This is a genomic window from Nonomuraea diastatica (assembly GCF_004349015.1).
GTDB lineage: Bacteria > Actinomycetota > Actinomycetes > Streptosporangiales > Streptosporangiaceae > Nonomuraea > Nonomuraea diastatica.
The window spans coordinates 35,824-56,919 of the sequence record NZ_SMKP01000048.1 but is presented as its reverse complement, the minus strand read 5'-3'; the positions used below and the strand labels follow the sequence as shown (position 1 = coordinate 56,919).

Sequence of the window (21,096 nt, the reverse complement as noted above, 5' to 3'; positions counted from 1 at the left end):
GAGTTCGTCGGCAGCGTCAGATGTGTATAAGAGACAGGACGGGGGCAGGGACTCGCCACCCGGCGACGGGCCGCTCCCACGGCCGCCGCCGAGGCCGTTGTCCTGGCCGGTGTACGGGGCCCGGCGGATCCGCGGGTTCCACGGCTCCTCCTCCGGGTCAGTGCCGAGGTCCAGCGGATGGGACCGTTCCCGCCGTCCCCGCGACGGCCCGTCATCACGCTCTGGAAAGTCTCCCCAGCCCGCCTCGTGCGAGACCTCGGGAGCCGTCCCCCAGCCGCTCTCGCGTCCGGGCTCGGAAGCAGTCCCCCAGCCCGCCTCCTGAACAGGCTCGGGAACAGACCCCCGGTTCCTCTCCGGCGCGGGGTCCGCGGGCTCAGGAGAGCGCTCCGTATCGACGGCGGTGTCCCTGACTCTCGCGAAGGGGTTCCTGCCCCGCCGCGGCCTCCCGTCGCGGTGCGCGCCCCAAACGGGCTTGCCGTCCTCAGGAAAGGTGCGGCCCTCAGGAGAGGTGCGGTCGGGAGGGATGCCGTCCTCAGGAGGAGTACGGTCCTCAGGAGGAGTACGGTCCTCAGGAGGAGTACGGCGATGCCGGGCGCCCGTCTGCGGGGGCCAGACACGGTGATCACCCTCCATGACACCTCCTTGTCCCGCTGTCCTATCACTCCTCGCGACGAGGATCAGGCGATCCGTTGCCGTTGTGACAGGAGAGGCGGAATTCAGCGGGTGCGGCCGGCGAGCACGGCGCCGCTCAGCGCGATGGTGGCCATGAGGATCGAGATGACGACGAACCCGGTGGCGATCTCGGCGGAGGAGTGCCCGATCAGGTTGACCAGCGCGCCGCCGATGCCGATCGCCAGCGCCGAGCCCAGCATGTCGGTCACCGACAGCGACGCCGAGTTGGCCCCCTGCTCGTTGACCGGCGACTGCTTCAACGCCGTGATGCTGACCGTTGTCATGCCGAATCCCATCCCGAAGCCGGCGATGACCCACGCGGGCGCAGCGATCCATCCGCTCACCCCGGGCAGCACGGCCAGCAGGCAGAGCAGGATCGCGACGGCGATGCATCCCATGCCCAGACGGATCCTCAGGTGCGCCTCCCCTTCCTTCCTGCTCTGCAGGTAGGAGCCGGCGGACCAGCCCAGCGCCCCGGTGGTCAGCGCGATGCCCGCGCTCGACAGGTCGAAGCCCTTCACCTCCTGCAACGCCAGCGGGATGAAGGAGTTGACGCCGAAGAAGGAGGCCGAGAAGAAGCCGCGCATCATCACGGTGGTGGGCAGCCCGCGCCCGAACCGCAGCGCCCGGGGAGGCAGCAGCCGGAACAACCCGTACGACAGGGACGCCAGCCCCGCCGCCGTCTCCACGGCTCCCGTGACGGGATGCAGGTGCAGCCGGTCGATGCCGTGCAGCAGCACCCCCGCACCGGCGGCCGCGGCGGTGGCGGCCAGCGTCATGGCCACCGGCCTTGACCTCGGCCCACGGGACGGCGCCTCGTCAGGCGAGGACGGCTGCCGCAGCGCCGGGACGAGCATCACCAGCGCGGGCACCACCAGCGGGATGATCCCGTAGAAGACGAAGCGCCAGCCCCAGTTCTCCGCCACGAATCCGGCCACGGCAGGGCCCACCATGGCGGGCACCACCCAGGCCGCCGAGATGGCCGCGAACGCCTTGGGCCGCGACTCCACGGGATAGACGCGGGCGATCATCACGTACAGCGCCACGATGGTGGCTCCCGCTCCCATCCCCTGCACGGCCCGCGCCACGAGGAACATCACCGCCGACGTCGCAGCCCCGGCCAGCGCCATCCCGACGACGAACAACATCACTCCCGTCATGAACGGAAGGGGGTAGCCGCGCCGGTCCGACCAGAGGCCGGCCACCACGTTGGCGAACAGGCTGGCGATCAGGAAGGCCGAGAAGCTGATCCCGTAGAGGTTGAGCGCGTCGAGTTCATCGGCGATGGCAGGCATGGCGACGCCGACCGACATGCCCTCGAAAGCGACCAGCGTGACCACGAGGAGGATGCCGAGAGTCGCGGTGCGGTAGCGCGGGCCGAAGATCCGCGGCGGCTGGTAGGGAGTTTCGAGTGCCTCTGGTGCTGTCACCAGCACATCGTAGTCAGCGCCGCATCGCCCCAGGCGCCGCCTGCCGGTACGCCGCCCACATCTCGTGCATCCGCTTTGCCTGTCCCTGGGTGAACTCCGACATGCACCGGTCGTGGGCGTAGTCCATGAAGTTGTGCACGGGGTCAAGGCCCGCCTTCGCGCAGGAGTCGGCGCGCTCGGGGCAGCCCTTGGTCGGCTTGGCCTGGGCGGGGGTGTCGTCGATGCCGTCGCCGGGCTCCTTGCAGCCGTTCTCGAAGGTGTGGAACAGCCCGAGCCAGTGGCCGATCTCGTGGACGCCGGTGAAGCCGCGGTTGTAGTTGGTCATCGCGCCCCCGGGCAGGCCGCGCCAGTCGATGACCACGCCGTCGAGCACGGGCGCGTCGGTGTACCAGTAGGGGTAGCTGGCGAAGCCCAGCATGTGCTCGCTGAGCTGGGCGATGTAAAGGTTGAGCGTGCCGGGGCCGCCCTGGTGCAGCACGCTCTTCATGGCCCGCTCGTGACCGACCGGGTCGCCGAACCAGGCGGCGTTCTCCCTGACCGTGATGGCGTCGAGCCGGAACTGCACGCCGGTGTCCACGCCGCCGAAGCGGCCGGCGTACGCGGAGTTGAGCACGTTGATCTGCGCTTCGACCGCCTGGTCGGAGACCTGGCGGTCAGGCCGCGTGATGACGTGCACCACGGTGGGCACGGTGATCTGCGTGGGCGGCGTGACGCCGGCCAGGCGCCGGGCGAGCTCGGACTGCACCTTGGCCACGTCTCCCGGCTGGGGCGAGCGCGGCCCGGGCCCCTCCGGCGCATGACGGCTGCAACCGGCCGCGTGGGCGGCGCCGGCCCGCAGCGGCGGGGCGAACCAGACCGCCAGCAGGCATGCCAACGAGGCGGCCGTCGCACGCCGAGCCATAAATCCTCCACTACGGAATGAGCCGATATGGCTACAGACCGTAGCTGTTTTACGGAGGATTACCGCTCAGCAACACTCACTGCTTGTCGTCGCCCTCGCCGTCACCGGAGGGAAGGCCCTCGTAGATCTCTTTGCACTCCGGGCAAACCGGGTATTTCTTGGGGTCACGGCTGGGCACCCAGATTTTGCCGCACAGGGCGCGGATGGGCGTGCCCGTCACCATGCTCTCGGTGATCTTGTGTTTGTCCGCGTAGTGGGCGAAGCGCTCGTGATCGCCGTCGCCGTGCGAGGTCCGCGGCGTGGTCTCCTGCTCTGGGAGGATCTTCGTGCTGCTCACCCCACAGAGTTTATGCCCGCTCGCGACCGCGTCCTCCACCCAGCGGTACGGCCCCCGCCGCGAAGGCGAGGGCCGCAGCGCGGCGGGGGGCCGGTCAGCCCACCCGGTCAGCCCACATGGACCTGCACGCCCTCGGCCTTGCGCCCGGCCTTGACGAACAACGTCAGCAGGGCGGTCAGCACGGCGATGCCGGTGCTCACCAGGAAGGCGAGATGCATACCGTCCATGAAGGATTGGTGCACGGCGTCGACGATCGGCTGCGGCACCCCGGGAGGCGCAACGCCGAAGGCGGCCGCCTTCTCCAGCCCGGCCATCTGCGCGGGCGGGATCGCCTGCGCGGCGGGGCCGAGGTAGCCGGGCAGCGTGCCGGAGATCTCGGCGGCCATCACGGCGCCCAGGATCGCGGTGCCCAGCGCGCCGCCGACCTGCATGGCCGACTGCTGGACGCCGCCCGCGACACCGCTCAGCTCAAGCGGCGCGTTGCCCACGATGATCTCCGTGGCGCCCACGAAGACCGGCGACATGCCGAAGGCCAGCAGCACGAACGGGATGGCGCTCGCGAGGAACGACGCGTCGATGCTGAGCTGGGACATGAGGAACATGGCGAACGCTGTGATCAGCAGACCGGCCGTCATCGTGATCTTCGGCCCGAGCCTGCCGATCGCCATGCCCGCCAGCGGCGAGGCGACGATCATGCCGGCGCTCATCGGCAACATGCGCAGGCCGGCCTCCAGCGGGGTCAGGCCGTGCACGCCCTGGAAGAAGAAGCCCAGGAAGAACATCGCGCCGAACATCGCGAACGCCACCATCATCATCAGCACGGTGCCGATGGAGATCGAGATGTTCCTGAACAACGACAGCGGGACCAGCGGCTGCCTGCCGATCTTCTGCGCCCTGTTCTGCCAGAAGACGAACGCCGCGATCAGCACCGCGAAGGCACCCAGGAAGGTCAGCGTCGTGCTGTCGCCCCAGCCCCAGTCGGGGGCCTTGATGATCGTCCACACCAGCGAGAACATCGCACCCGACAGCAGCAGCACGCCGAGCCAGTCGATCCGCGCCATCGTCTGCGCGCGGTTGTCCTTGATCAGGAAGACGCCCATGACGATGGCGATGATCCCGACCGGCGCGTTGATGAAGAAGACCGACTCCCAGCTCACGTTCTCGACCAGCACACCGCCCACGATCGGGCCGGCGGCGCTGGACAGGCCGATGATGCCGCCCCAGGCTCCCATCGCCTGGTTGAGCTTCTCCCCCGGGAATGCTCCACGCAGCAGCGCCAGGGCGGCGGGCTGGAGCAGCGCGCCGAAAAGGCCCTGCAGCACCCGCAGGCCGATGAGCGCGCCGACGGGCGAGAGACCGGGAATGATGTCGGCCAGTTCGGCGCTGAGACCGATGCCGACAGACGTGATCGCAAAGCCGGCCACACCGATGAGAAAGACGCGCTTGTGCCCGAACAGGTCGCCGAGCTTGCCCGCGGTGATCAGAAACACCGCCAGCGCCAGCAGATAGCCGCTGGTCACCCACTGCAAATCCGACAGCGAAGCCTTCAGGTCGGCCTGGATGACCGGGTTGGCGATGCCCACCACCGTGCCGTCGAGCATCACCATGATGACGCCCAGGCTGACCGCCAGCAGCACCAGCCACGGATTGCCGCCGACCCCCGTCCGGCCCGGGTCGGGCGACGACGGCGCGTCGACCGCCTTCGCGTTAGCCATGAGTCCCCCTTGAATGACAAATAGCCCCACGTCAGGGCATAGATATCGCAAGCCTCAGTAATCTATGTCAGCCGGTGACTTCTGACAACCGACTTTCAGATGGCGGAGTATGACTTATGGCACACTATGACAGAAAGGTTTCGAGGGAGTGACCGCTGTGGGTCTGCGTGAACGCAAGAAGGAGAAGACGCGCCTGGCGATCCTCGACGCGGCGCTCGACCTGTTCCTCGAACAAGGATACGAGTCGACCACCGTCGAGCAGATCGCGGGGGCCGTCGAGATCTCCCCCCGCACCTTCTTCCGCTACTTCACCAGCAAGGACCACCTGGTGTTGTGGTTCCACGAGCACGGCGAGCAGCTCATGGTGGAGACCCTGCGCTCCCGGCCACAGGACGAGCCGCCGTTCACGGCGCTCATGCACGCGGTGCGAGCGGTGCTGAGCGACATGGAAGACTCAACAGAGGACGAGCACCAGAGGTTCCTCAAACTCCGCCGGATCCTCGACGAGAATCCGCAGCTGATCGGCCAGTCGGTGGCCAGGGGCGCCGGCACCGAGCGCCGCCTCGCGGAGCTGGTCGCCGCCCGCAGGGGGGTCGACGTCGACACCGACCAGCTCTCCCATCTGATCGTCGCGTTCGCCATGTCGGCGATGCGCGTCGGCTTCGAGTGCCCGCGCCGCGACGGTTCGATGCCGGAGATCACCGGCCGCATGACAGAGACGATCGAGCTGGCCGAGCGCTCGCTGCGGCCGGGGTGGGACCTCTGAGGCGCGCGGCCCGGTTCTGGGCTGGTTCAGGGCCCGGTTCGGGGCTCAGTTCAGGGCTCAGTTCAGGGCTCAGTTCAGGGCTCAGTTCAGGGCTCAGTTCAGGGCTCAGTTCAGGGCTCAGTTCAGGGCTCAGTTCAGCGTCGGATCGTCCGGGCAGGTCGCCACGAAGGCCAGCTCGCCGTGCTGGCGCCGCAGCACGTGCCGCCAGAGCGAGCCCGGATCGGCGTAGAAGGTGTCGCCGACCTCGGAGTCGACGACATACCAGGCGCCCTCGGCGATCTCGCTCTCCAGCTGACCCGACGTCCACCCCGCGTACCCCGCGAAGATGCGCATCTGCGCGATCTCCCCCTGCAGGATCTCGGGCGGGGCGTCCAGATCGACCGTCCCCAGCCGCGAGACGGCCGGGGTGCCGGCGTGCAGCCTGCGCCAGCCGAGCGGCTCCTCACCACTCGGTACCGCAGCCAGCGCGAGCGCGCTGTCGGTCTGCACGGGCCCGCCCTCGAAGAGCACCGGAGGCCCCGTCACCAGCGGATCCCACACGGGCAGCACCTGCGTCACCGAGATGTCGCTCGGCCTGTTGAGCACCACGCCCAGAGTGCCCCCGTCGTGGTCGTGTTCGAGGATCAGCACGACGCTACGCCGGAAGTTGGGGTCGTCGAGGAGCGGCGTCGCCACCAACAACCCGCCGACGTAGATCGCCTCCGCCATACATCCATCATGGCGTGTATCCGGGGGCGTGCGCTCCCCTCGTAAGCCGATGTTACTTTTCGTGGCTACTTGGGCACCTTACGTAGCAAAGATCACACTCCGGGGGGAGCGCATGCGTATCGGTACTCGTGTCGTCCTGGCCACGTTGCCCATGACCGTGGCCCTGCTCCTCCCGGCCACCGCCTGGGCCTGGCCGCGGCTGGATCCGGGAGACCCGTTCACAATGACGGTCGACGACGTGGCATGCCGCTCCGGCCGGGCGACCGTCACGCTCCGCAACGTGACCCGCCAGCTCGCACGGTACGACCTGCGGGCCGACGGCAGGACCGTGGCGAGCGGCTCGATCCCGGCGCGCAAGACGATCGTCAAGCACGTCCGGGTGGGGAAGGGCAGCCGCGCCGAGATCGAGGCGTACTCGGTTGCCGAGCACCACCCCGACACGCTGATCGACTCGACCGACATCGAGAACGACTGCCCCTGGGGCCACCACCTCGACCGCCTCCCCTTCACAGGTCCGCCCGTGGACCTCATGGCCAAGCTGGCCACGGCCGGCGGTCTGGTGATCATGGGAGGCGTTCTGTGGTGGTACGGCTCGATCTGGCCGCGCTCGGCTCCGTGAGCCCGGACGGCGCCCCGTGAGCCCGGACGGCCCCCGTGAGCCCGGACGGCCCCCGTGAGCCCGGACGGCCCCCGTCAAGGGTCCGGGACGAACGCGCCGGCCCGGGCGGCGGCCAGCCCGCGCGACACCGACCGCTCGGCGTCCCCCCGCGTCACCGGCTCCCTCGTGACCACCAGGCGGTAGTAGAGCGGGGCCGAGATCGCCCTGATCAACTCACCGCCGTCGGTCCCCTCGGGCAGCTCTCCCCGTTTGACGGCCAGGTCCACGACTGTGGCCCACTCGTCGATGCGGCGGGTGAAGAAGACCCGCAGCGCGTCGGCGGCCTCCTCGTCGCAGGTCCCCGCGGCGATCACCGCCTGCAGCGTGGCGCCGAGCCGCCCGTCGGTGACCGCCTCCCAGACGGACACGGCGTTGGCCAGCAGGTCACGCTCGACGTCGCCCGTGTCGGCGTGCGGCGACGACTGGTTGGCCAGCTCTTTCATGAGGTCGGCCACCAGGCCGGGGGTGCTCCCCCAGCGCCGGTAGACCGTGGTCTTGCCGACGCCGGCCCTGGCCGCCACCTGATCCATGGTCAGGCCGTGGAAGCCGTACTCGACCAGGATGTCCTGGGTGGCCTCGAGTACGGCGGCGCGTACCCTCGCGGTGCGCCCCCCCGGCCGCACGGTTCCCGCCAGACGGGAAGCTTGTTCCATCTAGACTCCTCACCGTATACCGGCATGCCCGCCTAACGGGACTCCCATCCCGTTAGTAGCGCACGTTCTTACGGCCCCGGCCTTTACGACCCGCGGCGGACCAGGTGCCCCTGCTCGTGGACAGGGCCGGCCTGGTCAGGCGGCGCAGGCATCTCCTTGTCGGCATGGCGTGCTCGGGCTCTCCTCATTCACGGGAGGGCTGGCGACCTCGCCGGGGGTTGTGCTCGTGGCAGGTGACCCGGGGACTCGCCGCCGCCATCGCACGCCCGCCGGGCTCTTCCTGCTGACCATGTCGTTGCTGAGGGGGCATTCCGGGGTCGGGCGCGGAGCTGAACGGGGCGTCGTGGTCTACCGGGTTCACCGCTGGCGACATTCTAGGCTGACTCCCACCTGCCGCGCTGCTGGTGGGGTGGCACTTTTCCGCGATCCGCGCACCCGTCGACCGCTGCGCCACCACCGTTCGGCAATATCGAACTCGTCTGCACTAGGGTGCGAGGTGTGGGAGAGACGATTCAATCGGTCGAGCGGGCGGCCGCGATCCTGCGGCTGCTCGCCTCCGGCCCGCGCCAGCTCGGCGTGGCCGAGCTGGCCAAGGCGCTGGGCCTGCCCAAGGGGACGCTGCACGGCATCCTGCGCACGCTGGTCCGCGTGGGGTTCGTCGAGCAGGACCAGGCGTCGGGGAAATACCGCCTCGGCGCCACGCTGCTCCACCTCGGCAGCAGCTACCTCGACGTCAACGAGCTGCGCACCCGCTCGATCAACTGGGCCGACGCCCTGGCGGGGCGCAGCAGGGAGAGCGCCTGGATCGGCACCCTGCACGAGGGGCACGTGCTGGTGATCCACCACGTGTTCAGGCCGGACGACAGCATGCAGACCCTCCAGGTCGGCACCTACCTGCCGACGCATGCCAGCGCCCTCGGCAAGGTCCTGCTCGCCCACGACCCCTACGGCGAGACGCCGGCCGCGCCGCTGCGGGCGCACACGAAGGCCACGCTCATCGACCCCAAGGCGCTGGAGGCCGAGCTCGACCAGGTCAGGACCCGCGGCTGGGCGGCCGAGACGGAGGAGCTGACGGAGGGCGAGGTGGCCATCGCCGCGCCCATCAAGGACGCGCGCGGCATCGTGGTCGGCGCCATCGGCATCCGGGGCGCGGTCGAGCGGCTGGCCCCGGACGAAGGCCTGCGCATGGAGTACGTCTCGTACGTGCGCGACGCCGCCCGCGCGATCACGCGCGCGCTCGCCCGCTGACTTGTCCACCCCCACGACGACCCCATACCATTCTCACATCGTTCGACATTGTCGAACCCTGATCCAAGCGAGGAAGCTCGTGCCTCGACCGCACTACGTCGCAGCCATCGACCAGGGCACCACGTCCAGCCGGTGCATCGTCTTCGACGAGCCGGGCAACATCATCTCCGTCGCCCAGCGCGAACACCGCCAGATCTTCCCCAGGCCCGGCTGGGTGGAGCACGACGCGGACGAGATCTGGCAGGCCGTACGCGGCCTGCTCGGAGAGGCCGTGAGCGGCGCCGGCATCGAGGACGCCCAGATCGCCGCGCTCGGCATCACCAACCAGCGCGAGACCACCGTCCTGTGGGACCGCGAGACCGGCCGGCCCGTCTGCAACGCGATCGTCTGGCAGGACACCCGCACCGACGCGCTGACCCGGGCCCTGGCCGAGCACGAGAGCCTGTTCAAGGAGCGGGCCGGGCTGCCGCTGGCCACCTACTTCTCCGGGCCGAAGATCCGCTGGCTGCTCGACGAGATCCCCGGTCTGCGGGAGCGGGCAGAGCGCGGCGAGGTGCTGTTCGGCACGATGGACAGCTGGTTGTTGTGGAACCTCACGGGCCGCCACATCACCGACGTGACCAACGCCAGCCGCACGATGCTGATGAACATCCACACGCTGAGCTGGGACGACGAACTGGTGGCCGCGATGGGCGTGCCGCGCGCGATGTTGCCGGAGATCCGCCCGTCCGCCGAGGTCTACGGCCGCACGGCGGGCGGTGTCCCGGTCGCCTCCGCGCTCGGCGACCAGCAGGCCGCGCTGTTCGGGCAGACGTGCTTCGCCCCCGGCGAGACCAAGAGCACCTACGGTTCGGGCAGCTTCCTGCTGATGAACACCGGTCACGAGCCGGTCGTCTCCAAGCACGGCCTGCTGACCACCGTCGGCTACCAGATCGGCTCAGGCCCGGCCACGTACGCGCTCGAGGGCGCCATCGCCGTCACCGGCTCCCTGGTGCAGTGGCTGCGTGACAACCTGGGCCTGATCTCCAGCGCGGCCGAGATCGAGACGCTGGCCAGGACGGTCGACGACAACGGCGGCTGCTATTTCGTGCCGGCGTTCTCCGGGCTGTTCGCGCCCCACTGGCGCTCCGACGCGCGCGGGGTGATCGCGGGACTGACCGGGTTCGTCAACAAGGGCCACCTCGCGCGGGCCGTGCTCGAGGCCACGGCGTGGCAGACCCGCGAGGTGGTCGACGCGATGAACGCCGACTCGGGGCTCGACCTGACCACGCTGCGCGCCGACGGCGGCATGACCGCCGACAACCTGCTCATGCAGACGCTCGCCGACGTGCTGGCGGTGCCGGTCATCCGGCCGATGGTGGCCGAGACCACCGCGCTGGGCGCCGCCTACGCCGCAGGCCTGGCCACCGGCTACTGGCCCGACGTTGAAAGCCTGCGGGCCAACTGGCACAAGGCCGCCGAGTGGCGTCCCGCGATCGGCGAAGCCGTACGCGAGCACGAATACCGCAACTGGAAGAAGGCCGTGGCGCGCACCCTCGGCTGGGTGGAGCAGGAGGAGGGGGGCAGAGCATGACGCTCGCGATCGGCACCGACCGCGCGGAGACCAGGCACGAGCTGGCCGGCACCGCATACGACCTGCTCGTGATCGGCGGCGGCATCCTCGGCACGTCGGTGACCTGGATGGCCGCGCAGGCGGGGTTGCGGGTGGCGATGGTCGACGCGGGCGACTTCGCCGGCGCCACCTCCAGCGCCTCCTCCAAGCTCGTCCACGGCGGCCTGCGCTACCTGCAGACCGGCAACGTGCGGCTGGTCGCGGAGAACCACCGCGAGCGGCGCGCCCTGGCCGCCGACATCGCACCCCACCTGGTCAAGCCGCTGACGTTCGTGGTGCCGATCTACAGGGGAGGCCCGCACGGCGCCGCCAAGCTCGGCGCGGGGGTGTTCCTGTACTCCGCGCTGTCGGTGTTCGGCGACGGCATGGGCAGGGTGATCACGCCGCAGCAGGCCATGGCCAAGGTGCCCGCCCTGCGCTCCGAGGGCCTGCGGGCCGCCGCCGTCTACGGCGACCACCAGATGAACGACAGCCGGGTCGCGGTCATGACCGTGCGGGCCGCGGTGGACGCGGGCGCGGTCGTGCTCAACCACGCCGAGGTCGTCGGGCTGCGCCAGACGGGCGGCACCGTGACGGGCGCCGACCTGCGCGACCGGCTCGACGAGACGGAGTTCGGCGTGTCGGCCAGGCTCGTGTTGAACGCCACCGGGCCGTGGGTCGACCACCTGCGGCGCATGGAAGACCCCTCCGCGGCGCCCAGCATCCGGCTGTCCAAGGGCGCCCACCTGGTGCTGCGCAGGCAGGAGCCGTGGAAGGCCGCGCTGACCACGCCCATCGACAAATACCGCGTGTCGTTCGCCATCCCGTGGGAGGACCACCTGCTCCTCGGCACCACGGACGAGGCGTACGAAGGCGACCCGGCCGCGGTGCGGGCCACCGAGGCCGACATCGCGCAGATCCTCGACGAGGCGGGCCACTCCGTACGCGACTCCCAGCTCAGGCGCGAGGACATCACCTACGCCTTCGCCGGGCTGCGGGTGCTGCCCGGCGGCCCCGGGCAGGTCGCGGCGGCCAAGCGGGAGACCGTGGTGACCAGCGGCTCGGGCGGCATGCTCTCCGTCGCCGGCGGCAAGTGGACCACCTACCGGCACATCGGCAGGCACGTGCTCGACACGCTCGCCCACCTGCCGGGGCGGCCGCTGGGCGACGACCTGGCCGACATCCTGCCGGCCGTGCCGCTGCCGGGGCTGGCCAGCCCCGACGCGGTGGCCATGCGGCTGTGGACCGACCGCGACCCGGGCACGCGTATGGACCCGCTGGTGGCCAGGCACCTGGCCACGCACTACGGATCGATCGCGTTCGACCTGGCCCGGCTCATCCGCGAGGACCCGGCGCTCGGCGAGCGCATCCACCCCGACGGGCCGGACATCTGGGCCCAGGCGGTCTACGCCCGCGACCGTGAGTGGGCAGCCACGGTGGACGACGTCGTACGCCGCCGCACGACGCTCACGGTGCGCGGCCTTGACACGCCCGACGTGCGCGCCGGGATCGGGAAACTGCTCGGCTAGGCGCCCTGTTCCCAGTCCGCGGTTCGACACGGGGGTCCCGCGGCGCTGATCGCAGGAGTGCGGCGGGCGGTGACGAGGGCCCGCCGGAGGTGGCCTGGCGACCCGGCTGGGCAGGGGGAGGGCATGCGAACTCCCATCAACGAAGCCCTGCTCAGGCACTTCCGTGACCTGCGCGACGGCACCCATGGGCAGGCCGTCTCGCGGGACGACAAGGAGCACGTGTTCATCACGGCGGTCGGGCTGCTGGACCCGGTGGCGCGCATCGCCCTCGACGAGCTCAACGCCGACCTGCTGCTCGGCGCCGGGGAGGTGGTCGCCAGCGGCGTCACCCGGTCACGCGAGGGCGGGCTCAACGCGATGTGGTCGCTGACGTGGCAGGAGCAGCGCGCGTGCCACGCCCAGCCGATCGCGGTGGTCGCCCACTACGGCAGCGACTTCCACCATCCGCACCTGCGGGGCAACACGGTCGGCGACTGGCCGCTGAACGTCTTCGACACGGCGGACGCCGCGGCGCAGCTCGGCACGTTGCGGGTGATCGCCGCCGGCGACGCCCACAACCTGGTCTTCCAGGAGAGCTATCGCCTGATGCCCGCCCTCACCCGGGAGGAGCCGGGCCAGGAGAGCCTCACACTGCCCGACGGCGTGCGGGAGACCACGTGACCGGCCCGCCAGGCGCCGCGGCGGCGGCTGCCACGTGCGGGTCAGCCTGCGTCTCCCTGGAGGCCCTCAGCCACGTGCGGCGACTGCGTGACCTTGGCTGTGCCGTAGCCGTGACAGAAGATCTTATGCTTCGGTGAAGCCCCGCGCGCGCCCGCCGGCCGACTCGCGGACGGCGGCGGCGACGGCGGTGGCCACGTCGGGGTGGAAGACGCTCGGGATGATGTAGTTGGGCCCCAGCTCCTCGGGCGTGACGACGGCGGCGAGCGCGCCCGCGGCGGCCAGCAACATCTCCTCCGTCACGACGGACGCCTGAGCGTCGAGCAGGCCACGGAAGACCCCCGGGAAGGCCAGCACGTTGTTGATCTGGTTGGGGTAGTCGGAGCGCCCGGTGGCCACCACGGCGGCGTGCTCGCGGGCGTCGTCGGGCGACACTTCTGGCTCGGGGTTGGCCAGCGCGAACACGACCGGGTCCTTGGCCATCGAGGCGATGTCGTCGCCGGTCAGGATGCCGGGCGCGGAAACGCCCACGAAGACGTCGGCGTCCTTGACCGCGCCCCGCAGGTCGCCCGCGTAGCCCTCGGCGTTGGTGTTGTCGGCCATCCAGCGCAGCGAGTCGTCGAGGTCTTCACGCCCCTTGTGCACGGCCCCGAGGTAGTCGCACACGATCACATTGCGGGCGCCCGCCGCCAGCAGCAGCCGCAGCACGGCGTAGCCCGCCGCCCCCGCGCCCGCCATGGTGATCTTGACGTCTTCGATGTTCTTCTCGACCACCCGCAGGGCGTTGGTGAGCGCGGCCAGCACGCAGATCGCCGTGCCGTGCTGGTCGTCGTGGAAGACCGGGATGTCGAGCAGCTCGCGCAGCCGCCGCTCCACCTCGAAGCAGCGCGGCGCGCCGATGTCCTCCAGGTTGATCCCGCCGAACCCGGGCGCGATCACCTCTACCGTGCGGACGATCTCGTCGACGTCCTGCGTGTCGAGGCAGATCGGCCAGGCGTCGATGCCCGCGAACCGTTTGAACAGCGCCGCCTTGCCCTCCATGACGGGCAGCGCCGCCTCGGGCCCGATGTTGCCCAGTCCCAGCACGGCGGAGCCGTCGGTGACGACCGCCACGGTGTTGCGCTTGATGGTCAGGCGCCGCGCGTCCTCCTTGTTGCGCGCGATCGCCATGGACACGCGCGCCACACCCGGCGTGTAGGCCATGGACAGCTCGTCGCGGTTGCGCAGCGGCACCTTCGACACCATCTCGATCTTGCCGCCGAGGTGCATGAGGAAGGTGCGGTCGGACACCTTGTGGATGACGACGCCCTCGATCGCCTCGAGCTGGTCGACGATGGCCTGGGCGTGGTCGGTGTCCCTGGCGGCGCAGGTCACGTCGATGCGCAGCTTCTCGTGACCCGCGTTGGTGACGTCGAGGGCGGTCACGACCCCCCCTGCCGACTCTACGGCGTGCGTGAGCAGGCTCACGGCGTTGCCACCTGCGGGCACCTCGAGGCGCACGGTGATGGAGTACGACACACTGGGGACGGTCGCCACGTCAATCGCTCCTTCGGGACTGACCAAGAGTACCTCCATGTTAGAGGGCATCCGGTCAATCCCGCGCCTCGGCGGCGATGACGATCAGGTCGGCACAGGTGGCCACGGGGATCGTGGTGCTGTCGATCACCAGGTGATAGAGGCAGGCGTCGGCCGGTTCTGTGCGGTAGAAGTGGCGCACGTAGGCGCTGCGCGCCCGGTCGTTGTCCTCGATGATCTGCCGGGCCTCGCGCTCGCTCAGCTGCCCCAGTGTGGCGGTCTGCCGCACCCGGCGGGTGACGGGGGCGTCGAGCCGGACGTGCAGCGCGCCGGGGTGGTCGGCCAGCACCAGCGCCCCCGCCCTGCCCAGGAACACGCCGCCCTGAAGGCGCGCGGTGTCTTTCAGCACACGCTCGGTGCGGCTGACGAACTCCTCGGGCGCGAGCGGCATCGCGCCGGGAACGTACATGTCGACGCCGCCGAACGTCACCGTGGGCAACCGCATCGCCCCGGAGAAGAGCCGGCCGATGCCGTGCTCGGCCCGATCGTCGTGGGCCAGCGCCTCCTCCAGGGTGCAGCCCAGCTCCTCGGCGACGGCGCTGGGGATCGCACGGTCGATGAAGGGCACGCCGAGGCGCTCGGCCACGGCCGGACCGATCTGGCTGCCGGCCGTGCCGTATGTCGCCGATATGGTGACGACCCGCATAAATTCAGGTTAGAACAGTGCGCTCGCCAACGCTCTACGCGCTTTGGCCAAGGATGGGTCTTCGGCCGGCAAAGCCTCGAACAAACCGAGCAGGTGCCGCCTGGCCTTGTCGCGCTCGTCGCCCGAGGTGCGTTTGACCACGGCGATGATGCGCTCGAACGCCTGGTCGACGGCGCCCGACATCATCTCGAGGTCGGCCGCGAGCAGTTGCGCGTCCAGGTCGGCCGGGTCTTGCGCGCGCCGCTGGACGTCGGCGGGGTCGGCCTCGGACGTGCGCTTGAGCAGGCCGACCCCGGCCAGCCCCATCTTCGCGTCCTCGTTGCCCGGCTCGCGGGCCAGCAGCCGCTGGTAGGCCTGCAAGGCCGCGTCGAAGTCGCCGCGGTCGATCGCCTGCTCGGCCGCCACCATGTCGGGGTCGGCTGGCGGCCCCGACGGCGCCTCCTGCTCGCCGGGCTCACCGAGCTCGCCGGGCTCGCCGGCCTCCGCGGGCCTGGCGCCGGGGTTGGCCTGGTAGAACTGCTCGACCGCGCCCATCAGCTCGTCGAGCCAGCGGCGCACCTCCTGCTCGGGCAGCACCTGCTGGAAACCGGTCACGGCCTGGCCCTGGAAAATCGCCAGCACGGTCGGCACGGCCTGGACACGCAGCGCCTGCGCGATCTGCGGGCTGGCGTCGACGTTGACCTTGGCCAGCACGGCCTTGCCGCCGAGGTCGCCGACCACCTTCTCCAGCACCGGGCTGAGCTGGGCGCTGCCCGGCGCCCTCGGCGACCAGAGGTCGAGCACGACGGGCACCGTCATGGACTTGTCGATGACGTCGCTCGTGAACGTCTCCTCGGTCACGTCGACGACCGAGGCCGTGGCCGCCTGGGGACCTGCGGCCTCCCTCCGGGCCTGCGCCTCCAGTGCCTGCTTGCGCGCGCCCAGGTCCACAGCTCCGTAGAGCGACCCGGGTTTAGAGAAGTCCGCCATGCTCTTCATCTTGCCGCATTGCCGGCCCGGCGAAGTCACCAGCCGCCACCCGGAGGGTGCGCAGCTGGTCGAACATCGCCTGGAGTTCGTCCTCGGCGTACATCGACAGGCCGAACTCGGCGGCCATCAGGTCACCGGTGGCACGGCGTACGACGTCGCGCCCGGACTCGGTGATCTCGGCGAGCACGCCGCGCCCGTCGCGTGGATTGGGCAACCGCCGGACGAACCCGGACTTCTCCAGCCTGTCCACCGTGTTCGTGACGCTGGTGGGGTGGACCATCAACCTTTCCCCGATTTTTGACAAGGGCAGCGCCCCCGCCCTGCTGAACGTCAGCAACACCAGCGCCTCATACCGCGCGAAGGTCAGGCCGTAGGGCTTGAGCAGCGCGTCGAGCTGCGACAGCAGGATCTGGTGCGCCCTCATGATCGACGTCACCGCGGCCATGGCCGCGGACGGACCGAAGTGCGCGCGCCAGCTCTCCGCGGCACGGTCAATCGGGTCGAACGGCAGGTTGAGCGGCTTCGACTGCGTCACAGCGATACGGTAGCGCGCTGGTCGTCCCGGTTCGTCTGGCTACTCACAGCGACAGGCCTCTCCGCTTGGCCAAGAGTCCGGACATCAATCATCACGCTCAGTTATGGTTCTCCTACGAATGGTGACGCGGACGCCAAGTCCATCAGCCTGTGGGGACCGGCCGGACTGATCGTTTCCGCCTTGCCGAGGGGCACGGGGGGTGCTTGATGAACTTCAACGGGAAAACGGGTGCGTGAGCACGGGGGCGTTTCACGGGAGGAGCTGAAGCAGAGCGCGGCCGTCACTGTGGCCGTGCTGCTCGCTGTCGGCCTGGTCGCGGCGTGGAACGTCCTGATACCCGGCGTCGACGCCTGGGAGAACATCGTGGCCGCGGTCATCGGGTCACTGCGGTTGACCGGGCCGGTCGCCGCAGCCTTCGCGGCGTGGGTGGCGCTGCGCAAGCGCAAGGCGCTGCGCGGGCGCTCGCTCACGACGTGGCGGGCGCTCAAGGCGCCGCTGGCGATCGTGGTGGTGGTGCTGGGGTCGTTCGGGGCGACGGTGCTGGTTCTGGCCGTCAAGACGGTGCTCACCGACCAGGCGGGCCGCCTGAGCCTGGCGGGCCTGGGCATGGGCATGGCAGGCCTGGCCCTCTACTCGGTGATCGGGTGGGTGGCCGGCTGGGTGCTGCCGCACGCGTTCACGCCGCCGGTCGCCGGGCTGGCCTGCTATGGGGTGTTCTCGTGGCTGGCCGACGACCGCGGGTGGGCCGACAAGCTGGCGCCGGGCACCGGTGAGCCGTACGACCTGTTCCAGGGGTTGAGCGGGGCTGCGTTCTTCGACCAGACGATCTGGCTGCTCGGCCTGACGGCGGCGCTGCTGCTCGGCTGGGCGGCGCTGGTGACCAGGCAGGCCCTGGTTCTGGCGTGCGCGCTGCTGGCCGTGCTGGCCGCGGGGATGGGCGTGTCCCGCGTCCTGACCCACTCCAAGCCGGCCGCCGCCGAGGAGATCGCCTACAGCTGCCAGGAGTGGCCGATCACGGTGTGCGTGCATCCGGGCATGCGGGCGGGGCTGACCGAGCTGGGGGCGTCGTTCACGCAGATCGCCTCCAGGCTGGCGGGCACGCCGGCCGCGTTCACGCGGGTGGAGCAGCGGCCGCTCGACGACGAGCTGAAACCGTCGAACGGGCTCGCGCCGATCCACGTGCCCGACCTTTCCGCCGGGTTCGCGGAGGAGGCGGCGTACGAGTACATCGAGTCGCTGGCCGCCCGGTGCCCCGGCACGGTCGCGGACGGCTACCGGGAGATCGTGATGGCCTGGCTGCGCGGCGAGCCGCTGCCCGGAGGGCCGCTGCCGGAGCACCAGTACGCCGCGTCGTGGTTCTCGGGCCTGAGCGAGCACCAGCGCAGGGAGTGGCTGCGGATGTTCTACAGCGACTTCCAGAGCTGCCGGCTGGCCGGCACACACTTCGGCGGCGGGCCCGCCCAGGCCCGAGTGGCGCCCTCACCCGTGCGCCCCACGCCCTCGTCGAGCCACGTCTATCCCGTCTACCCCGACGCCAGCGGCACCCCGACGGCGACCTCGGCCCCCGGCACGCCCGGAGCGAGCCCGCCGCCGTACGGACGGGGGCCGGGGACGTCCTCGCCGGTCGGCGGGGCCACCGCGGCGCCGGCGGTCGCGGCCGGGGGCAGGTCCGCTGCCGCGAAGGGACCGGAGATGTCACCGATCGGCTGGCGATGATGATCGCCGGGAGGGTAGTCATGCTCCCATGACGACTTCCCGTACGACGCCGCCCGAGGTGACGCCAGGGCGGCGCCGCAGGTGGCGATATCTCGCGGCGTTCCTGGTCCTGGCGGTCCTGCTCGTGGTGGGCGGCCGCCTGGCCTGGTCGTGGCTCGACCCGTTCGGCGGGCAGACCATCGACCGCAGCCAGCCGGCGCTGCTGCAGTCGATCAAGGACATGAGCCGCTTCCAGGCGGCTACCGGCACCTTCCAGGTGGTCGTCGACCTGGAGAAGGACGCCAACTTCCTGCCCGACGCCGTCAAGGGCACCCGGACGTTGTTCGTCGGGGCGGGCGGCGTGGACGCGTACGTCGACTTCTCCGCCATGGGCACCAACGCGGTCACCGTCTCGCCGGACCGCACGGAGGCGACCATCCGCCTGCCGCATGCCCAGCTCGAGAAGCCCAACCTGGACAACAGCCGCTCGTACGTGTTCGCGCACCAGCGGGGCCTGTTCGACCGGGTGCAGGACTTCCTGTCGGGTTCGCCGGGTGACCAGCGGGAGCTGTACCTGCTGGCCGAGAAGAAGATCACGGAGGCGGCGGTGGCCAGTGACCTGCGCGCCAGGGCCGACGCCAACACCAAGGCGATGTTGTCGGGCATGCTCAAGTCGCTCGGGTTCAAGAAGGTGACGGTCGAGTTCACCGGCGAGCCCTAGCCGCGTCTCGGGGGGCCTTAGCCGCCTGCTTAGTACCTGCCTACGTCCAGAGATAAGGCATCCGCCCGATGTGGCGGGGAGGGCCTTAGGACGACTCTTGAGAGTGCAGGCAACAGAGCAGAGGAGCACTCGGATGAACGCCGAACTCGAATACGCCGTGATGCAGTACCACGCGTCAGAGCTGCGCCGCGCCGCCGCCGAGCAGCGGCGGGTCATGGAGGCGCGCAGGGGCCCGCGGGCCGAGCGCCGCCACCGCTCGGTCGTCGCCAGGTTCCTGGCCTCATGACCGCCCACAAGCAGCCCGGCCGCAACCTCCCTCGCGGCCGGGCTGAACAGCCCCCTTGAGGGGCGCGCTCGGGTCCTGAATTCCTGGTGGGGCCTGAGCAGTGCGTGACGAGGCCCCGGTCCCATTCCTGGTCGGACCGGGGCATCGCGCTGTCCGGGACCCGTGGTGTTACGGCCGGACCAGCGTGCGCGGCCACCTGACGTCACAGGGGCCGATCACGTCGAGCGGGTCGAGGTCGGTACTGGGAGCGACCGACCCGGGCACGTCTCCGCCTATGGGGGCGTGATGAGCTCCTCCAGCCGCCGTACGACCTGGCCGAGCCGGAGTCCGGGTAGAACAGGCCCTGGTTGCTGCGGCAGCCGGCCACGAACAGGGCGCCCTCGTCGTGGCCCGTGAGCAGGTGGCCGATGGCCTCCTCGCGCCACACCCAGTCGCGCGCACCGTCGGGCAGCCTCACCCACCGGTTCCACTCGTCCGTGTCGGTGTCGACCGTCCGGTGCCCGCGCGCCGCCAGCGCTCGCAGCGCGGACGACTTGCCCGTGCCCGACATCCCGGTGATCAGCACCTTCGGCATGGTCTGCCGCGCCCGCGGGGGCGACACGATGCGTACTTAGGGGACGCGTATGAGCAGCGCGTCGCCCTGGCCGCCGCCGCCGCACAGACCCGCCGCTCCCAGGCCGCCGCCCCGCCGCTTCAGCTCGTACGCCAGCGTGAGCACGATCCGGGCACCAGACGCCCCGATCGGATGGCCCAGGGCGATTCCGCCGCCGTTGACGTTCACCTTGTCCAGCGGGACGCCCAGCTCCTGCGCGGACTGGAGCACCACACTGGCGAAGGCCTCGTTGACCTCCACCAGGTCCAGGTCGCCCGCCGACACGCCCTGCTTGGCCATGGCCTGCTTGATGGCGTTCGCGGGCTGGGACTGGAGCGAGGCGTCAGGGCCCGCCACGTTGCCGTGCCTGCCGATCTCGGCCAGCCACGGCAGGCCCAGCTCCTCGGCCCTGGACTTCGACATGACCACCACGGCGCAGGCGCCGTCGGAGATCTGGGAGGCGGAACCGGCAGTGATGGTGCCGTCGGCGGCGAAGGCCGGGCGCAGCTTGGCCAGCGTCTCCACCGTCGTGTCGCCGCGTACACCCTCGTCCTCTTCGACGACGACCGGCTCGCCGCGCCGCTGCGGGATCCGCACCGGGACGATCTCGTCCTCGAAGACGCCGTTCTTGGCGGCGGCGGCGGCCAGCTGGTGGGAGCGGGCCGACAGGGCGTCCTGCTCCTCTCGGCCGATGCCCAGCCTGGTGTTGTGGCGCTCGGTGGACTCGCCCATCGCGCACTGGTCGAACGCGCAGAACAGGCCGTCGTGGGCCATCGAGTCGACCACGTCGGCCCCGCCGTACTTGACGCCCTTGCGCAGGCCGGGCAGCAGGTGGGGGGCGTTGGTCATCGACTCCATGCCGCCGGCCACCACGATGTCGAACTCACCCGCCCGGATGAGCTGGTCGGCCAGGGCGATGGCGTCGAGGCCCGACAGGCAGACCTTGTTGACGGTGACCGAGGGGACGGTCATCGGGATGCCGGCCTTGACGGCGGCCTGGCGGGAGGGGATCTGGCCCGCGCCGGCCTGGAGGACCTGGCCCATGATGACGTATTCGACCGATTCGGGTGCCACGCCGGCCCGCCCGAGCGCCGCCTTGATGGCGATGCCCCCCAGGTCGACGGCGGTCAGCCCGGACAGGGCACCGAGCAGCTTGCCGATCGGGGTGCGAGCTCCGGCGACGATGACGGAACTGGACATGGACACGGGCCT

Annotated in this window: 21 protein-coding genes; 9 read left to right on the top strand and 12 right to left on the bottom strand. The window is 70.6% G+C overall.

Annotated elements, in window-relative coordinates; genetic code table 11:
- Positions 1–716: 716 nt before the first annotated feature.
- From E1294_RS18745 to E1294_RS18730, 4 genes are all read right to left on the bottom strand, one after another.
- Positions 717–2,102, bottom strand: a complete 1,386-nt coding sequence (locus E1294_RS18745) for an MFS transporter (RefSeq protein WP_246083099.1) — start codon at positions 2,100–2,102, stop codon at positions 717–719.
- 13 nt (positions 2,103–2,115) lie between these two features.
- Positions 2,116–3,003, bottom strand: a complete 888-nt coding sequence (locus E1294_RS18740) for a zinc metalloprotease (RefSeq protein ID WP_132509799.1) — start codon at positions 3,001–3,003, stop codon at positions 2,116–2,118.
- Between the two features lie 76 nt (positions 3,004–3,079).
- Entirely contained in the window at positions 3,080–3,340 is a 261-nt protein-coding gene (locus E1294_RS18735) for a DUF3039 domain-containing protein (protein ID WP_132509798.1), read from the bottom strand.
- Positions 3,341–3,447: 107 nt separating this feature from the next.
- The gene (locus E1294_RS18730) at positions 3,448–5,055 is read right to left on the bottom strand and encodes a DHA2 family efflux MFS transporter permease subunit (RefSeq protein WP_132509797.1); all 1,608 of its coding nucleotides are present in this window, start codon (positions 5,053–5,055) and stop codon (positions 3,448–3,450) included.
- 157 nt (positions 5,056–5,212) lie between these two features.
- On the opposite strand from E1294_RS18730, the gene E1294_RS18725 reads away from it, so the two are divergent.
- Entirely contained in the window at positions 5,213–5,821 is a 609-nt protein-coding gene (locus E1294_RS18725; RefSeq protein WP_165977358.1) for a TetR family transcriptional regulator, read from the top strand.
- 129 nt (positions 5,822–5,950) lie between these two features.
- Here the strand turns inward: E1294_RS18725 and E1294_RS18720 are convergent, their stop codons facing one another.
- On the bottom strand, positions 5,951–6,529 hold the full coding sequence (locus tag E1294_RS18720) for a YqgE/AlgH family protein (RefSeq protein WP_132509795.1): 579 nt from the start codon (positions 6,527–6,529) through the stop codon (positions 5,951–5,953).
- 112 nt (positions 6,530–6,641) lie between these two features.
- On the opposite strand from E1294_RS18720, the gene E1294_RS18715 reads away from it, so the two are divergent.
- Entirely contained in the window at positions 6,642–7,148 is a 507-nt protein-coding gene (locus tag E1294_RS18715; RefSeq protein ID WP_132509794.1) for a hypothetical protein, read from the top strand.
- Between the two features lie 74 nt (positions 7,149–7,222).
- Here E1294_RS18715 and E1294_RS18710 read toward each other — a convergent pair whose 3' ends face one another.
- Complete coding sequence (locus E1294_RS18710; RefSeq protein ID WP_132509793.1) at positions 7,223–7,840, bottom strand: TetR/AcrR family transcriptional regulator; 618 nt, start codon at positions 7,838–7,840, stop codon at positions 7,223–7,225.
- A gap of 498 nt (positions 7,841–8,338) precedes the next feature.
- Between E1294_RS18710 and E1294_RS18705 the strand changes: the two genes are divergently transcribed.
- The 4 genes from E1294_RS18705 (at position 8,339) to E1294_RS18690 (ending at position 12,868) form a co-directional block, all read left to right on the top strand.
- Positions 8,339–9,088, top strand: a complete 750-nt coding sequence (locus tag E1294_RS18705) for an IclR family transcriptional regulator (protein ID WP_132509792.1) — start codon at positions 8,339–8,341, stop codon at positions 9,086–9,088.
- Between the two features lie 79 nt (positions 9,089–9,167).
- Complete coding sequence (gene glpK / locus E1294_RS18700; RefSeq protein ID WP_132509791.1) at positions 9,168–10,661, top strand: glycerol kinase GlpK; 1,494 nt, start codon at positions 9,168–9,170, stop codon at positions 10,659–10,661.
- Positions 10,658–12,208: a glycerol-3-phosphate dehydrogenase/oxidase gene (locus E1294_RS18695; RefSeq protein WP_132509790.1), complete on the top strand. Its 1,551-nt coding sequence runs from the start codon at positions 10,658–10,660 to the stop codon at positions 12,206–12,208. The genes glpK and E1294_RS18695 overlap by 4 nt, the downstream gene beginning before the upstream one ends.
- Positions 12,209–12,331: 123 nt before the next feature.
- Positions 12,332–12,868 carry a hypothetical protein gene (locus E1294_RS18690; RefSeq protein WP_132509789.1) on the top strand — a complete coding sequence of 179 codons (537 nt, stop codon included), beginning with the start codon at positions 12,332–12,334 and terminating at the stop codon, positions 12,866–12,868.
- A 123-nt stretch (positions 12,869–12,991) separates the two neighbouring features.
- Here E1294_RS18690 and E1294_RS18685 read toward each other — a convergent pair whose 3' ends face one another.
- The 4 genes from E1294_RS18685 to E1294_RS18670 are packed head-to-tail and all read right to left on the bottom strand — an operon-like array spanning position 12,992 to position 16,590.
- A complete protein-coding gene (locus E1294_RS18685; RefSeq protein WP_132509788.1) occupies positions 12,992–14,401 on the bottom strand; it encodes an NAD-dependent malic enzyme in 1,410 nt (469 codons plus the stop codon).
- A 55-nt stretch (positions 14,402–14,456) separates the two neighbouring features.
- A complete protein-coding gene (locus tag E1294_RS18680; protein WP_132509787.1) occupies positions 14,457–15,086 on the bottom strand; it encodes a cytidylate kinase-like family protein in 630 nt (209 codons plus the stop codon).
- Positions 15,087–15,095: 9 nt separating this feature from the next.
- The gene (locus tag E1294_RS18675) at positions 15,096–16,055 is read right to left on the bottom strand and encodes a tetratricopeptide repeat protein (RefSeq protein WP_132509786.1); all 960 of its coding nucleotides are present in this window, start codon (positions 16,053–16,055) and stop codon (positions 15,096–15,098) included.
- Positions 16,039–16,590, bottom strand: a complete 552-nt coding sequence (locus tag E1294_RS18670) for a MarR family winged helix-turn-helix transcriptional regulator (RefSeq protein ID WP_132509785.1) — start codon at positions 16,588–16,590, stop codon at positions 16,039–16,041. Before E1294_RS18670 ends, E1294_RS18675 begins: the two co-directional genes overlap by 17 nt.
- Positions 16,591–16,818: 228 nt before the next feature.
- Here E1294_RS18670 and E1294_RS52790 point away from each other — a divergent pair, with 228 nt between their 5' ends.
- The 3 genes from E1294_RS52790 to E1294_RS52785 all read left to right on the top strand — a co-directional run bounded on the left by E1294_RS52790 (position 16,819) and on the right by E1294_RS52785 (position 19,292).
- Positions 16,819–18,306, top strand: coding sequence for a hypothetical protein (locus E1294_RS52790; RefSeq protein WP_165977355.1), 1,488 nt, complete (start codon positions 16,819–16,821; stop codon positions 18,304–18,306).
- 28 nt (positions 18,307–18,334) lie between these two features.
- Entirely contained in the window at positions 18,335–19,006 is a 672-nt protein-coding gene (locus E1294_RS18665) for a DUF4230 domain-containing protein (protein WP_132509784.1), read from the top strand.
- A gap of 133 nt (positions 19,007–19,139) precedes the next feature.
- Entirely contained in the window at positions 19,140–19,292 is a 153-nt protein-coding gene (locus E1294_RS52785; RefSeq protein ID WP_165977357.1) for a hypothetical protein, read from the top strand.
- A 202-nt stretch (positions 19,293–19,494) separates the two neighbouring features.
- Here E1294_RS52785 and E1294_RS18660 read toward each other — a convergent pair whose 3' ends face one another.
- Positions 19,495–19,893 carry a hypothetical protein gene (locus E1294_RS18660; RefSeq protein ID WP_132509783.1) on the bottom strand — a complete coding sequence of 133 codons (399 nt, stop codon included), beginning with the start codon at positions 19,891–19,893 and terminating at the stop codon, positions 19,495–19,497.
- 9 nt (positions 19,894–19,902) lie between these two features.
- Entirely contained in the window at positions 19,903–21,084 is a 1,182-nt protein-coding gene (locus E1294_RS18655; protein WP_132509782.1) for an acetyl-CoA C-acetyltransferase, read from the bottom strand.
- Positions 21,085–21,096: the final 12 nt, after the last annotated feature.

What these genes read in the sequence shown, in the direction of transcription:
- E1294_RS18690 (WP_132509789.1), top strand. Translation starts at nt 12,332, where the DNA reads ATGCGAACTCCCATCAACGAAGCCCTGCTCAGGCACTTCCGTGACCTG.
- E1294_RS18655 (WP_132509782.1), bottom strand. Translation starts at nt 21,084, where the DNA reads ATGTCCAGTTCCGTCATCGTCGCCGGAGCTCGCACCCCGATCGGCAAG.
- E1294_RS18695 (WP_132509790.1), top strand. Translation starts at nt 10,658, where the DNA reads ATGACGCTCGCGATCGGCACCGACCGCGCGGAGACCAGGCACGAGCTG.
- E1294_RS52785 (WP_165977357.1), top strand. Translation starts at nt 19,140, where the DNA reads ATGAACGCCGAACTCGAATACGCCGTGATGCAGTACCACGCGTCAGAG.
- E1294_RS18680 (WP_132509787.1), bottom strand. Translation starts at nt 15,086, where the DNA reads ATGCGGGTCGTCACCATATCGGCGACATACGGCACGGCCGGCAGCCAG.
- E1294_RS18730 (WP_132509797.1), bottom strand. Translation starts at nt 5,055, where the DNA reads ATGGCTAACGCGAAGGCGGTCGACGCGCCGTCGTCGCCCGACCCGGGC.
- E1294_RS18710 (WP_132509793.1), bottom strand. Translation starts at nt 7,840, where the DNA reads ATGGAACAAGCTTCCCGTCTGGCGGGAACCGTGCGGCCGGGGGGGCGC.
- E1294_RS18675 (WP_132509786.1), bottom strand. Translation starts at nt 16,055, where the DNA reads ATGGCGGACTTCTCTAAACCCGGGTCGCTCTACGGAGCTGTGGACCTG.
- E1294_RS18720 (WP_132509795.1), bottom strand. Translation starts at nt 6,529, where the DNA reads ATGGCGGAGGCGATCTACGTCGGCGGGTTGTTGGTGGCGACGCCGCTC.
- E1294_RS18740 (WP_132509799.1), bottom strand. Translation starts at nt 3,003, where the DNA reads ATGGCTCGGCGTGCGACGGCCGCCTCGTTGGCATGCCTGCTGGCGGTC.
- E1294_RS18715 (WP_132509794.1), top strand. Translation starts at nt 6,642, where the DNA reads ATGCGTATCGGTACTCGTGTCGTCCTGGCCACGTTGCCCATGACCGTG.
- E1294_RS18665 (WP_132509784.1), top strand. Translation starts at nt 18,335, where the DNA reads ATGACGACTTCCCGTACGACGCCGCCCGAGGTGACGCCAGGGCGGCGC.